Source organism: Azonexus hydrophilus (assembly GCF_905120355.1).
GTDB lineage: Bacteria > Pseudomonadota > Gammaproteobacteria > Burkholderiales > Rhodocyclaceae > Azonexus.
This window is the reverse complement of the sequence record NZ_CAJHOB010000003.1, coordinates 76,845-89,620: the sequence shown is the minus strand read 5'-3', so window position 1 is coordinate 89,620 and position 12,776 is coordinate 76,845. Positions and strand designations below refer to the sequence as shown.

At 59.3% G+C, this 12,776-nt stretch carries 14 protein-coding genes; 12 read left to right on the top strand and 2 right to left on the bottom strand.

The annotated features are described in order from the left end of the window. Positions 1 to 57 precede the first annotated feature (57 nt). Positions 58 to 753: a flagellar basal body P-ring formation chaperone FlgA gene (gene flgA / locus JYJ39_RS03130; protein WP_205202001.1), complete on the bottom strand. Its 696-nt coding sequence runs from the start codon at positions 751 to 753 to the stop codon at positions 58 to 60. A 148-nt stretch (positions 754 to 901) separates the two neighbouring features. Between flgA and flgB the strand changes: the two genes are divergently transcribed. From flgB to JYJ39_RS03070, 12 genes are read left to right on the top strand one after another with little or no spacing between them, the layout of a single operon-like run. After that, on the top strand, positions 902 to 1,312 hold the full coding sequence (gene flgB / locus JYJ39_RS03125; RefSeq protein WP_205202000.1) for a flagellar basal body rod protein FlgB: 411 nt from the start codon (positions 902 to 904) through the stop codon (positions 1,310 to 1,312). A 23-nt stretch (positions 1,313 to 1,335) separates the two neighbouring features. Further along, on the top strand, positions 1,336 to 1,752 hold the full coding sequence (flgC, locus tag JYJ39_RS03120) for a flagellar basal body rod protein FlgC (RefSeq protein ID WP_205201999.1): 417 nt from the start codon (positions 1,336 to 1,338) through the stop codon (positions 1,750 to 1,752). Positions 1,753 to 1,808: 56 nt separating this feature from the next. Then, on the top strand, positions 1,809 to 2,522 hold the full coding sequence (locus JYJ39_RS03115) for a flagellar hook assembly protein FlgD (protein ID WP_205201998.1): 714 nt from the start codon (positions 1,809 to 1,811) through the stop codon (positions 2,520 to 2,522). Positions 2,523 to 2,533: 11 nt separating this feature from the next. Further along, on the top strand, positions 2,534 to 4,120 hold the full coding sequence (locus tag JYJ39_RS03110) for a flagellar hook protein FlgE (protein ID WP_205201997.1): 1,587 nt from the start codon (positions 2,534 to 2,536) through the stop codon (positions 4,118 to 4,120). Positions 4,121 to 4,139: 19 nt separating this feature from the next. Then, a complete protein-coding gene (locus tag JYJ39_RS03105; protein WP_205201996.1) occupies positions 4,140 to 4,883 on the top strand; it encodes a flagellar basal body rod protein FlgF in 744 nt (247 codons plus the stop codon). A 12-nt stretch (positions 4,884 to 4,895) separates the two neighbouring features. Then, complete coding sequence (gene flgG / locus JYJ39_RS03100) at positions 4,896 to 5,678, top strand: flagellar basal-body rod protein FlgG (RefSeq protein ID WP_205201995.1); 783 nt, start codon at positions 4,896 to 4,898, stop codon at positions 5,676 to 5,678. 25 nt (positions 5,679 to 5,703) lie between these two features. Further along, positions 5,704 to 6,363: a flagellar basal body L-ring protein FlgH gene (locus JYJ39_RS03095; RefSeq protein ID WP_205201993.1), complete on the top strand. Its 660-nt coding sequence runs from the start codon at positions 5,704 to 5,706 to the stop codon at positions 6,361 to 6,363. A 23-nt stretch (positions 6,364 to 6,386) separates the two neighbouring features. Beyond that, positions 6,387 to 7,475: a flagellar basal body P-ring protein FlgI gene (locus tag JYJ39_RS03090; RefSeq protein WP_205201992.1), complete on the top strand. Its 1,089-nt coding sequence runs from the start codon at positions 6,387 to 6,389 to the stop codon at positions 7,473 to 7,475. A gap of 8 nt (positions 7,476 to 7,483) precedes the next feature. Further along, positions 7,484 to 8,524: a flagellar assembly peptidoglycan hydrolase FlgJ gene (gene flgJ, locus JYJ39_RS03085; protein ID WP_205201990.1), complete on the top strand. Its 1,041-nt coding sequence runs from the start codon at positions 7,484 to 7,486 to the stop codon at positions 8,522 to 8,524. A gap of 55 nt (positions 8,525 to 8,579) precedes the next feature. After that, on the top strand, positions 8,580 to 10,568 hold the full coding sequence (gene flgK, locus JYJ39_RS03080; protein ID WP_205201989.1) for a flagellar hook-associated protein FlgK: 1,989 nt from the start codon (positions 8,580 to 8,582) through the stop codon (positions 10,566 to 10,568). Positions 10,569 to 10,586: 18 nt separating this feature from the next. Beyond that, the gene (flgL, locus tag JYJ39_RS03075) at positions 10,587 to 11,543 is read left to right on the top strand and encodes a flagellar hook-associated protein FlgL (RefSeq protein WP_205201988.1); all 957 of its coding nucleotides are present in this window, start codon (positions 10,587 to 10,589) and stop codon (positions 11,541 to 11,543) included. After that, positions 11,540 to 11,992, top strand: coding sequence for a hypothetical protein (locus tag JYJ39_RS03070; protein ID WP_205201987.1), 453 nt, complete (start codon positions 11,540 to 11,542; stop codon positions 11,990 to 11,992). Before flgL ends, JYJ39_RS03070 begins: the two co-directional genes overlap by 4 nt. On the opposite strand, the gene fliR is transcribed toward JYJ39_RS03070, so the two are convergent. Continuing rightward, positions 11,982 to 12,776, bottom strand: a complete 795-nt coding sequence (fliR, locus tag JYJ39_RS03065) for a flagellar biosynthetic protein FliR (protein ID WP_205201986.1) — start codon at positions 12,774 to 12,776, stop codon at positions 11,982 to 11,984. The two genes, JYJ39_RS03070 and fliR, sit on opposite strands and share 11 nt — an antisense overlap.

Genomic DNA, 12,776 nt, shown 5'->3' with positions numbered 1-12,776 from the left:
CAGCACGAGCGTATTTACGGCCTGTGGCAGGGAAACTTTAATCACGACGAGAAGATTTTAATTGCTGAGGAGGATGCTGCCATCTTCCTGCGCAATACCGGCGACCGTGCGGCCGCCGGTCCGGCCGGTGCCCATGCGGGCGCGGGCTGTGTCGCCTGGTGCAGCGTCGTTCAGCGCTTTGCCTTCACCACGAATGGCAAAACCGTTGCCTTGAAAAACAACCTGCACGCTTTGTCCCTGACGAATGACCGGGGTGGCGAGTAGTTGATGGTGCCGCAAGGCTTGTCCCGCGCCCAGCGAGCTGCGCAGGGTTTTTCCGAGGGCATCCTCGAGACGTAGCAGGGTGCCGCTGGGGAGGCTGCCCAGATCGCCGGTATTCAGGTGGACATCGTCGGCCTGCACAGTGCTGCCCGCTTGCAGGCTGCGCAGGGTTTCGACGTAGGTGGACAGAATGGCAATCTGCACCGGCACCAGAATGCTCCAGTCGCTGCCCGCAACGCAGCGTACACCGACATGTGTGCGGCCGAGACTGCGGCTATTCGGCAGGCTGTACGCCTCGGCCTGCTGGCAGGCGGGTAGCCGGCTGCTATCGACAGGGCCAGCCTTGATGCGGATGTCGCCGCCGTGCTGAGCGGCCAGCCGCCGTGCCTGTTGTTCCGCCAGGGCGATGATTTGCGTGTCGCTGAGAGCCAGGGTGCTGCCGGCCGAGATCAGACCGAGGCAGAGAAGGAAGAGGCGAAGTGGGAAAAGCATGCGCTGATTTTGCCTCAGTACGTTGCCGGAGACCAGTTTCCAGCCGAAATCAAGGTGCAATGCGTGGTGCTGAAGTTGCTTTGATGTTGTCTTGCGTCTGTGGCACATAAATTGCTTTGATTGCTGTGAATATTTCTGGGAGTGCAGCATGAATGCCATTCAACGTCACGTCGAGGTCTATAGCCAGGCACTTAACCTGCGGGCACAACGGCACCAGATTCTGGCATCGAATATTGCCAACGCCGATACGCCAAACTACAAGGCACGCGATTTCGATTTCTCCAGTGCCATGCAGCAAGCCCTGGGTGGCCGCGCCGGCGAATTCGATCTGAATCTGGCACGTACGGCCAGAGGTCATCTGACGGGAAATGGCGGCGGTACCGGGGTACATCTGCAATACCGCACGGAAACTCAGTCTGCGGTCGATGGCAACACGGTGAACATGGATGTTGAGCGCAATCAGATTGCAGACAACGCCATCCAGTACCAGATTCTTACCCAGCTGATCGGGGACAAGTTCAAGGGCCTGCGGACGGCCATGAGCGGCACCCAGGGTTAAGCGGGACGTGAAGGAGAACTAAGGTGAGTTTATTCAACGTATTTCAGGTTTCAGCCAGCGCCATGAGCGCACAGTCCATGCGCCTGAACGCCGTGGCCTCCAACATGGCCAATGCCGATAGCGTGGTCTCTGCCGATGGCAGGCCTTATCGTGCCAAACAGGTGGTGTTCGAGGCGACCCCCATGGGCGGCGCCGGTGAGTTATCGAAGGGGGTGCGTGTCACCCAGGTAGTGGAAAGCGCCGCGCCGGCACGGATGGTCTATGACCCGAAAAATCCGGCGGCCGATGAAAAGGGTTACGTGGCCTTTTCCAACGTCAATGTGGTCGAGGAAATGACCAACATGATTTCGGCCTCGCGTGCCTACCAGACCAACGTCGAAGTCATGAATACCGCCAAAAGCCTGCTTTTGCGTACCCTGCAGATCGGTCAGCAAGGGTAGGCATGAGCACTGAACGAGACACGCGCAACAAGTAACCGGATATCCAGGAGAGCATCATGGCCAGCGTCAGCAATACCACCACCAACGGCGCCGAAGCGCTGTATCAGACCCTGAATGGCAACAGCCAGAAGACGGAAACAAAAAAGAGCGCGGGCGAGGAAATGCAGGATCGTTTCCTGACCCTGCTCATGGCACAGATTCGCAGCCAGGACCCACTCAATCCGATGGAAAATGCCGAGTTCACCTCGCAGCTGGCGCAGATGAATACCGTCAACGGTATTGAAAAACTCAATAGTTCGTTGAATACCTTGCTTGCCGGTTACGGCGAAGCACAGGCGATGCAGGCGGCGGTGATGATCGGCAAAAATGTCATGGTGGCCGGGAACAATTTGCCGCTCTCGGCCAAGCCGGAGGGCGAGGATGCCTCCCGCCCGCCGGCATTGGGTGGTCTGATGCTGAGCAGTGCGGCCGATGAGGTGACCGTCACCATCAAGGATGCGAGTGGCAAGACGGTGCAGACCCAGAGCCTGGGTTCTCAGTCGGCAGGCAGCATGTATTTTGCCTGGGATGGCAAGGACGATGCGGGTAATGAAATGGCGGCCGGCAACTACAGCTTCACGGTGGAGGCGAAGGTGGGCGGTGAAAAAGTCGAAGCCAAAGCCATGCAGATTGGCATGGTTAATGCTGTGGTTAGGAACAACAATGGATTTTCCCTCGACCTGGGCAGCATGGGCGAGGTGTCCTTCAGCGATGTGCATAAGATTATCTGACGGAGTAGATCATGGCATTCCAACAAGCATTGAGCGGTCTGAACACCGCCGGCAAGGCGATCGACGTCACCAGCCACAATATCGCCAACTCGAGCACGGTCGGCTACAAGGCGTCCGTGGCGCACTTTTCTGATGTCTATGCCCGCTCGCTGAATGGCTCGGGCGCCAATCAGGTCGGGATTGGTGTGAACCTGTCGGGTATTGCCCAGCAATTCACCCAGGGCAACATCACCACGACCAACAACCCGCTTGATATCGCGATTAACGGCAACGGCTTCTATCGCATGGAAAAAGGCGGCGAACTGACGTATACCCGTAGTGGCCAGTTCCATCTTGATAAAAATGGTTTCATCGTTAACGACCAAGGGATGCGTCTGACTGGCTATCCTTCAGAGAACGGCGTAATTGTTCCGGCAACGCCGAGAGCAATCGAGGTGTCTGCCTCGGATATCCCGCCAGTTGCCACTGGCACAAATCCTTCGGCGAGCTTTCAAGGAATACGCGCCAACCTGTCGCTTGATTCACGCGAAACACAGCCCGATCAGCCGTGGGTCGATGGTGGGTCACAACTTGAAATCGCCGCCTCCGGCGCACGTGAAGCTGTTAGAGCAGCGATACTCACAGGATCAACTGCTACACCGGCTGCTGCGAATGCGGCAGCAACCGCTGCCTATGCTGCAGTTTTAGCGGCAGCCGACCCAGCGGCTGAAGTAACAAGCCAAATTGCAGCAGCAGTGGCGGCAGCTGTGGCAGATGGTGCAGCTGCGACGACTGCCCAGGAACGTGCTGATGCGGCTCAAACACAGGGTATTCGTCAAGCATCAGTCATGACTGTTAATCCTGAGGCGTATAACTGGTCTACCGGGCTGGATGTTTATGACACGCTTGGAAATCCTCACCGACTGACACTCTATTTCATCAAGGGAGATAACCCGAGAGAGTGGGGGGTTGTGACAAGTGTGGATGGGACAAGTAATGCCTTGGTAGGCGTAACCGGCGGCGCCAGTGTCACAGTTGGTGGGGTTCCGATGCCTGGCATAACCTTTGATACCAACGGTAAACTGACCAACGGTTCTGGTACAACGGCAATGAATCTGTCCATTGACCTGGATGGTGTCATGGCAGGACTGGGGTCGGTTAATAGCGCAGCCCCCACCCTTGATTTTGCGCTCGATTTTCTCGGTACCACGCAAACGGGTAAACAATTTGGTAACAACCGCCTGGAGCAGGATGGCTACGCCGCGGGCAGTCTGACGAGTCTGGGAGTTGGTACGGACGGCACCATTCTGGGTAACTACAGCAATGGCGAAGCGTTCGCTCTGGGGCAGATCGTGCTGGCGAATTTCACCAATCCCAATGGCTTGCGCTCGCAAGGTAATAACCAGTGGATTGTCACCTCGGACTCCGGGCCAGCGCTGCTGGGGGCGCCGGAAAGTGGCAACTTCGGGTTGATCTCTGCATCCACGGTTGAAGAGTCCAACGTCGATCTGACGATGGAACTGGTGAATCTGATCACCAATCAGCGCAACTACCAGGCCAATGCTCAGTCGATAAAGACCCAGGACCAGATCATGCAGACGCTGGTCAACCTGCGCTAACCGGACTTGAGATAAGACCATGGATCGCCTGATCTACACCGCGATGACCGGCGCCAAGCATGTCTTCATGCAGCAGGCCGGTACCGCCAACAATCTGGCCAATGCCAGCACGGTCGGCTTCAAGGCGCAGGAGCACCGCTTCCGCGCCGTGCCGATCCAGAGCGAGGCGATGCCGACGCGGGCGTTCGTGGTCGATGCGTCGGTGGCCGATGTGTTCGATGAAGGTCCGCTGATGTTTACCGGGCGCAATCTCGATGTCGCGGTGCAGGGGCGAGGCTGGCTGGCCGTGCGTCTGCCCGATGGCAGCGAGGCGTATACCCGCGCCGGCAGTTTGGACGTCAATGTCAATGGTGAACTGGAAACCAAGTCGGGTTACACCGTGCAGGGCGATGGTGGGGCGATCACCATTCCACCGGACAATCACATCGAAATCGGCCCGGATGGCACCGTCTCCATCATCCAGAACTATGGCACGCCGAACAACGTCAATCCGGTCGGCCGCTTGAAACTGGTGAATCCGCCGGAGGGCGATCTGGTGCGCGGTGCGGATGGTCTGTTCCGCCTGCGTAACGGTCAGGCCGCCCCGGTCGATGAAAACGTCAAGGTGGCTTCCGGGGCGCTGGAAGGCAGCAACGTCAACGTGACCGACGCCATGGTCAATCTGATCAGCCTGTCGCGCCAGTTCGAAATGCAGATCAAGCTGCTGCAGACCGCCGACCAGAACGCGCAGCGTGCCAATCAGCTGCTGTCGCTCTCCTCCTGATAGGAAAAAATCATGATTCGCTCACTCTGGATTGCCCGCACCGGACTCGATGCCCAGCAAACCCAGCTCGACGTCATTTCCAACAATCTGGCCAACGTCAGCACTAATGGTTTCAAACGTGCCCGGGCGGTGTTCGAGGATCTGCTCTACCAGACCATGCGCCAGCCGGGCGCCCAGTCGTCGCAGCAGAACCAGCTGCCGGTCGGGTTGCAACTGGGGAGCGGCGCGCGCCCGGTGTCGACCGCGCGCATCTTCACGCAAGGCAACCTGCAAAAAACGGACAACGCCCTCGATGTGGCAGTCAATGGCAATGGCTTCTTCCAGATCCAGCTGCCGGACGGTTCCACCGCCTATACCCGCGACGGTTCCTTCCACAAGGACAGCCAGGGGCAGATCGTGACAGGTGACGGCTATTTTCTGCAGCCCAACATCGTCATTCCTGCCGATGCGCTGGAAATCTCCATTGGCCAGGACGGTACGGTGACGGTGACGCAGCCGGGCAATCCGGTGCCGACGGAAATCGGGGCGATCCAGCTGGCCACCTTTGTCAATCCGGCGGGTTTGTCCAGCATCGGACAGAACCTGTTTCTGGAAACCGCGGCGAGCGGTGCGCCGACGCCGAATCAACCGGGCACCAACGGTGCCGGCATCGTCACGCATCAGTATGTGGAAACGTCCAACGTCAATGTGGCGGAAGAACTGGTGACGATGATCCAGACGCAGCGCGCCTACGAATTGAATTCCAAGGTGATTACCACCTCCGATCAGATGCTGGGTCGTCTGACGCAGCTGTAAGTCGCAATGGCAAGGGGTTGATAGCATGAAAAATAGCCTGCTCGCTTTCGTGGTCTTGACGCTTGGTGCCTGCACGACGGTGCCGCCCACCAATGTGCATCAACCGATGACGGTCCGCCCCGAACCCCGGCCCGTGGCTCAGGTGGCCAATGGCGCCATTTTTCAAGCCGGTGGTAGTCGCCCCCTGTTCGAAGACCGGCGCGCCCGCTTCATGGGTGACACAATCACCGTGCGCATCAAGGAAAACCCGTCGGCGACCAAGAATGCCAGCAACAACCTGAGCCGCTCCGGCAGCCTGACGGCTGCCGTCAATGCCTTTACCGGCATGCCGGTCAGCGGGCTGGACGGCCTGAGCATGGACATGAGCAGCAAGACCGAGAGCAAGGGCAGCGGTCAGGCGGCAAGCCGTGCAACCTTCACGGGCGACCTGACGGTGACCGTGATTGATGTGCTGCCCAACGGCAATTTGCTTGTTTCCGGCGAGAAGCAGATCGCGATTGGCAAGGAACAGGAGTTCATCCGGATTTCCGGGGTGGTCAATCCGTCCTTTGTCGATTTCACCAATACGGTGGATTCGAGCAAGATTGCCGATGCCCGCATCGAATATAAATCGTCCGGCCAGATTGCCGAAGGGCAGGTTATGGGCTGGTTGGCACGATTCTTTCTAAGTGTTATGCCGTTCTAGTTCGTTTCACGGAAGGCAGCACCATGACCGCACCTCTTTTTCCCGGAAAAATCCTCACTGCCTGTGCGCTGGCGCTGAGCTTGCTGCTGCCTGCTGCGGCCAGTGCCGAGCGGATCAAGGATCTGGCAACCCTGCAGGGCGTGCGCAACAACCAGTTGATTGGTTACGGTCTGGTCGTGGGGCTGGACGGCACGGGTGACCAGACGACGCAGACGCCGTTTACGACGCAGGCCATCGGCAACATGCTGTCGCAGATGGGGGTCAACCTGACGCCGGAGCAGGCCAGTAAATTGCAATTGAAAAACGTTGCTGCCGTGATGGTGACGGCCAACTTGGGCGCCTTTGCCAAGCCGGGGCAGCAGATCGATGTGACCGTTTCTTCCATGGGCAACGCCAAGAGCCTGCGCGGCGGAACCTTGCTGCTGACACCGCTGAAAGGTGCGGACGGACAGATTTACGGTATGGCGCAGGGTAATGTGATGGTCGGTGGTGTCGGCGCCAGTGGTGCCGGCAACAGCGTCACGGTCAATCACTTGTCGGCGGGACGTATCGCCGGCGGTGCCACGGTCGAGCGTAGTGTGCCGACGACGGTCGGGCAGGATGGTTTCGTCTATTACGAGCTGGCGCAGTCCGATTTCGGTACGGCCACCAACATGGTCAAGGCCATCAACAAGGCCATGGGCGAAGGTACTGCCCAGGCTCTGGACGGGCGGCGCATCGCCTTGCGCGCACCGGATACGAATGATGCCCGCGTCGCCTTTCTCGGCCGTGTCGAAAATCTCGAAATCAATGCCGCTGCGGCGCAGGCCAAGGTGGTGGTGAATCCGCGAACCGGGTCAGTGGTGATGAATCAGCGGGTGGCCTTGCAGCCGTGCGCGGTCGCACACGGTAATTTGTCGGTGGTGGTCGATGGGGGCCAGGGTGGCATGCCCGGGGCCGGCGTACAGGTTACCCAGGCCGGCGGGGCGATGGTCGATGTCAAGACCGGGGCAAATCTTGCCGAGGTGGTGAAGGCGCTGAATTCGCTGGGAGCCAACCCGATGGACCTGCTGGCGATCCTGCAGGCGATGAAGGCTGCCGGCGCGTTGCGCGCCGAGCTGGAAGTGATCTGAGGCCCGTCATGTCGATCAAGATCCAGAACGCTCCGAACCGTGCGGCCTTTGATGTGCAGGCGTCGCAGGACTTGCGCGAGACCATGCGCAAGGACCCGAAAGAAGGGCTCAAGGCCGCCGCGCAACAGTTCGAGACCATGTTCCTGCAGATGGTCATGAAGAGCATGCGCGACACGGTGCCGGATGACGGTTTACTCAGTTCCGACCAGACCCGCTTCTACAACGGCCTGCTGGATCAGCAGATGGCGCAGAACATGGCGACCTCCGGCAAGGGGGTGGGCTTTGCCCAGTTGATCGAGAAACAGCTGGGCGCCTCGCTTGGCAACATCTCGCCGGAGGCCGCAGCAGCGCCGGGGACGGCCGCCTTGGGCGCGTTATTGACGCAGGCGGCAAGTTTTGCCGGCCAGGCCGCAGCGCCGGCTGGCCCGCAGGCGAGTGGACAGAATGCTACCCCGCCGGCCAGCGGCTTGCGCTACCAGGAAGTGCTGTCGTCCCTGCCGACCTCGGCAGCCTATGCCGCAGCGGCAGATAAAGCCCAGCAGGCGACTGCAGCGAATGCGGTGGCAGGTGCTGATACGAGTGATGCGCGCGGCTTTGTCGAACGCTTGTGGCCGGACGCGGTCAATGCCTCGCGCACGACGGGCATTCCGCCGCAATTCCTGATCGCGCACGCGGCGCTGGAAAGCGGCTGGGGAAAAAGCGAGATTCGTAAAGCCGATGGCAGCAGCAGCCATAACCTCTTCGGCATCAAGGCCGGCAAGAGCTGGAATGGCGACAGCGTACTCAGTCGTACCACCGAGTATGTCGATGGACAGGCGCAGGGCAGCATCGAGCGCTTCCGTTCCTATGGCTCCTACGCAGAAGCTTTTCAGGATTACGCCCGGCTGTTGCGCGACAACCCGCGCTACAGCACGGTGATTGGCTCTCAGAATGGCACGGAATTCGCTAGTAGGCTGCAGCAGGCTGGTTATGCCACCGATCCGAATTACGCCAACAAGCTGTCCCGGATCATCGACGGACCAACGCTGCGTCAGGCCTTGATCGGCTGAGAATTCAACTTCTGCGGCTATTTGCCGTAGTCAGCGTGCATGTTAGAGGTGAATCATGGGTACAGGTATTCTGAGCATTGGCGTTTCCGGCATTCGCGCCGCCCAATACGGTCTGATGGTGACCGAGCACAACGTGGTCAACGCCAGCACCCCGGGTTATACCCGCCAGAGCACCATGCAGGCGACCAACATGTCGGTGTATACCGGCGCCGGCGCCTTTGGTCAGGGCGTCAATGTGGTGACCGTCAGCCGCATGTACGACCGCTTCCTGACCGGGCAGGTCAATAGCGCACAGACCCAGGTCAGCTATCTCGACACCATGTACAAGCAGCTGAGCCAGATCGACAATATGCTGGCGGACAGCAAGGCCGGCTTGTCGCCTGCCTTGCAGAGTTTCTTCTCCGGTGTGCAGCAGGTGGCTGCCAATCCTTCCCTGATCGAAGGCCGGCAGGCCATGCTGACGACGTCGGAAAGCCTGATCGGTCAGTTCAAGAACATGGATACCCGCCTGACTGAAATGGGCGCCGAGATAGAAGGCCGCATTACCGACACGGTCGAGATGATCAACGGGTTTGCCGAGCAGATTGCGCATGTCAATCAGCGCATCATGGTGGCAGAGTCCGGCTATGGCCAGCCCGCCAACGATCTGCGCGATCAGCGCGATCAGATGATTGCCGAGCTGAACAAGCTGATTAGTGTTGAGGCCGTGACCGATTCGCAAGGCAATTTCAGTGTCTTCATCGGTAGTGGTCAGCAATTGGTGGTGGGTGGCACTTCTTCCGAACTGGTGGCTGCGCCTTCGCGTGCGGATAGCGGGCGTTTGGCGCTGAGCATCGCCACTGCCGGTACGCCGATCGAATTGCCCGAAAAACTGATCACGGGCGGTGAGTTGGGTGGCCTGATCGAGTTCCGTAGCAAGTCGCTCGACAGCGCCAAGAACGAACTCGGGCGGATTGCCGTGTCGCTCAGTCTGACCTTCAATGCCCAGCACTCCCTGGGGCAGAACATGCTCGGCCAGATCGAGGGTGAAGCGGGTTTTATCGGGAATTTCTTCAGCGTGCCCGATCCACGCATTCTGACCAACTCGGAAAACAGCGGTAGCGGCAGCATGAGCGCAACGTTTACTGCTGCGCAGCATAACGGCAACTTCTACACCGATCTGACCGGTAGCGATTACCAGCTGACCTTTGCTGCCGGTGGCGCTTATTCGATCATGCGTCTGTCGGACAAGCAGGTGGTGAGTACCGGCACCGGCCCGGGGACGGCGACTTTTGATGGCATCGAATTGGCAATTACAGCCACGGGTGACAACGGCGACCGTTTCCTGATCAAGCCGACAGATGAAGCGGCGCGCAACATTGCCATGAATGCCACTCTGGCCAGCGATCCGCGTCTGATCAATGCGGCGGCACCCATGCGCACGGTGCCGAACCAGGCCAATTCGGGGGCGATGACGATTTCCCAAGGTGAGGTCAGCACCGGTTACAGCACGGCAGTCCTGCCGCTGACGCTGACGGCGAATGCCGGCAATCTCAGCGGTTTGCCAGTCACCTGGTCCTGGTCCGTCGTCTATTCGGATGGCACGCCGCAAACGGGCACGGGCGCTATTCCGCTGACCTTCGGCGCGGCAACCCTGAGCAAGATCGAATATCAGGGCATGAGTTTCAGCGTGGCCGGCACGCCGGCCAACAACGACAGCTTCAAAATCGAGCGCAACGAGGGCGGGGTGCAGGACGGACGCAATGCGGTTCTGCTGGGGAAATTGCAAACTGCGACGACCATGGTGGGCGGCCAGGCGACTTTCCAGAGTGTTTACTCCAGCCTGGTGTCAGCCAATGGCGTCAAGACACGCTCGGCCAAGCTGGGTCTGGAGTCGCAGGAGGCTGTGCTGAAACAGGCAACCGCCAATCGCGATGCATTTTCGGCGGTCAATCTTGATGAAGAGGCCGCAAATTTGCTTAAGTTTCAGCAGGCGTATCAGGCATCGGCAAAATCTTTACAGGTGGGCAGCCAGTTGTTTGATACCTTGTTGAGCATATTCTGATTGATGAGGAGTTGAATCATGCGCGTCAGTACTTCCATGATTTTCAATTCCGGTGTGGGTGGCATGCGCGACCTGCAGTCCGGTTTGTACAAGCTGCAAAACCAGTTGGCGACCGGGCGGCGCATTCTGACGCCGGCGGATGACCCGATTGGGGCGGCCGAAGCCCTCAAAGTGACGCAGGGCAAAAACGTCAACGAGCGTTTCATTGAGAACCAGGGGCAGGCAAGCAGCAAGCTGGCGTTTGCCGAAACCAAGTTGCAGGGGGTGCAGGAAGAGCTCAAGGCAATTTACGAGCGTGGGTTGCAGGCTGGTAACGGCTCCTACAGCGACGAGCAGAAGGCGATGATCGCCACCGAACTGAAGCAGCGCATGGAGAGCTTGATCGGGTTGGCCAACACGCGTGACGGGGCCGGTGAGTACATTTTTGCCGGCTATAAATCGACGACCGAACCGTTTACGCGTAATACAGCCGCGACCCCGCCTTATTCGCTGGCTGGAAGCAGCATGGAGTATCACGGTGATGCCGGCAAACCGGCGTTGTCGGTGAGTGCTTCGCGCGACATGGCGGTCGGGGAGAACGGGCTGGATGTGTTCATGCAGGTGCGCGATGCCAGCGGCAATGTCACCGGCGAAAGCGTGTTCGACAGCGTGCAGAACATGATCGACATTCTTGATCCGGCCAGCGGCGTGCCTTATACACAGGCAGCCTACAATCAGGCGCTGGGCGGCATCATGGACAGCCTGGATCACATGAACACGGTGCGCGCCTCGATCGGTTCACGTCTGAAGGCACTGGATGATCTGAAGACATCGGCAGAAGACGTCAATCTCAACTACGAGATGCGTCTGTCCGAATTGCAGGATCTGGATTGGTTGTCGGCGATTTCCAGTTTCACCCAGCACAAAATGCAGCTTGATGCCGCCCAGACGACCTTCCAGCAGACAAGCCAGATGAGCTTGTTCAGCATGCTATGAAAACCACTGGCCTGCTTTGTGCTGCCGTACTGGCGCTGGGATTGGGTGGGTGTTCTTCTGGCGGTACGAATGCCTTCACCCTGGCGGCCAATACGACACTCAAGGCGAACGTCCTGATTCCCGCGGCGCTGGCGATCTACATTATTTACGATCCGCTGGCGCCGAACTGGGAAATCAAGGAAAGCCGCTTGTCTGACGACAGCTACCATCTCGCGCTGAAGATGAAGCGCTTTCATACGGGTGGCGCCGGTGAGGCAATCCAGGTTTTCAAGCGGCGAGCGCAGCAGTTGCAGCGTGAGCAGGGGTTGGGTGATTACCAGATCCTGGGCTATAGCGAAGGCATCGATTCGCAGACGCTCAGTACGCGTCGGGTTGCCGAGGGCACCATCCGCTTCGTGCGACCGGCTGCTGATTCATTTGCCTTGAACGACCCCGCACTCAGCCGTTGACCGGGGTGGCAGGTACGGCGAAGCGCAGCATGGCTTCGATGGCTTCGCTGAATACGGCTTGCAGGGGCTCGGCCAGGTAGTTCAGGCTGATGGCAATCACGACGAAGCCGCCCATCAGGGTGATTGGAAAACCCAAAGCAAAAAGATTCAGCTGCGGCGCCGCTTTGGTGAGGATGCCGAGGGCCACGTTGGTAATCATCAAGGCCACCATCACCGGCAAACTGAGCAGCAGACCAATCGAAAAGATGCGCCCACCGAGTTCGGCCAGGTTACGCCAGCTGTTGGGCGAGAGGGCTTCCGGGGCGACCGGGATGACCTGGAAACTTTTGGCCAGCGTACCGACGTAGAGCAGGTGCCCGTCCAGTGCCATGAACAGCAGCAGCGCCAGCAGGCCGATCAGTTCCACCAGAACCGGTGTCTGTGCGCCGCGCAACGGGTCGTAAAAGACGGCGAAGCTCAGACCCATCTGGAAGCCCATGTAGGTGCCGGCAAAATCGATGGCGGCAAAGACGATGCGCGCGGCGTAGCCCATGGCAAAGCCGATCAGGATCTGCTGGGCGAGTATCCACAAGCCGGCAAAAGATGCCGGTGATACATCGGGCATGGGCGGCAAGGCCGGAGCAATGCCGATGGTGATCGCCAGGCCGAGAATCAGGCGGGTACGGCGGGGAATGCCGGCGGTGCTCCACAGGGGGGCGGTAGCGATCATGGCCAGGATGCGCGCCATGGGAAAGGCGTAGAAGGCAATCCAGGCGTCGATCTGGGCAGTGCTGAGCGTCAGCAT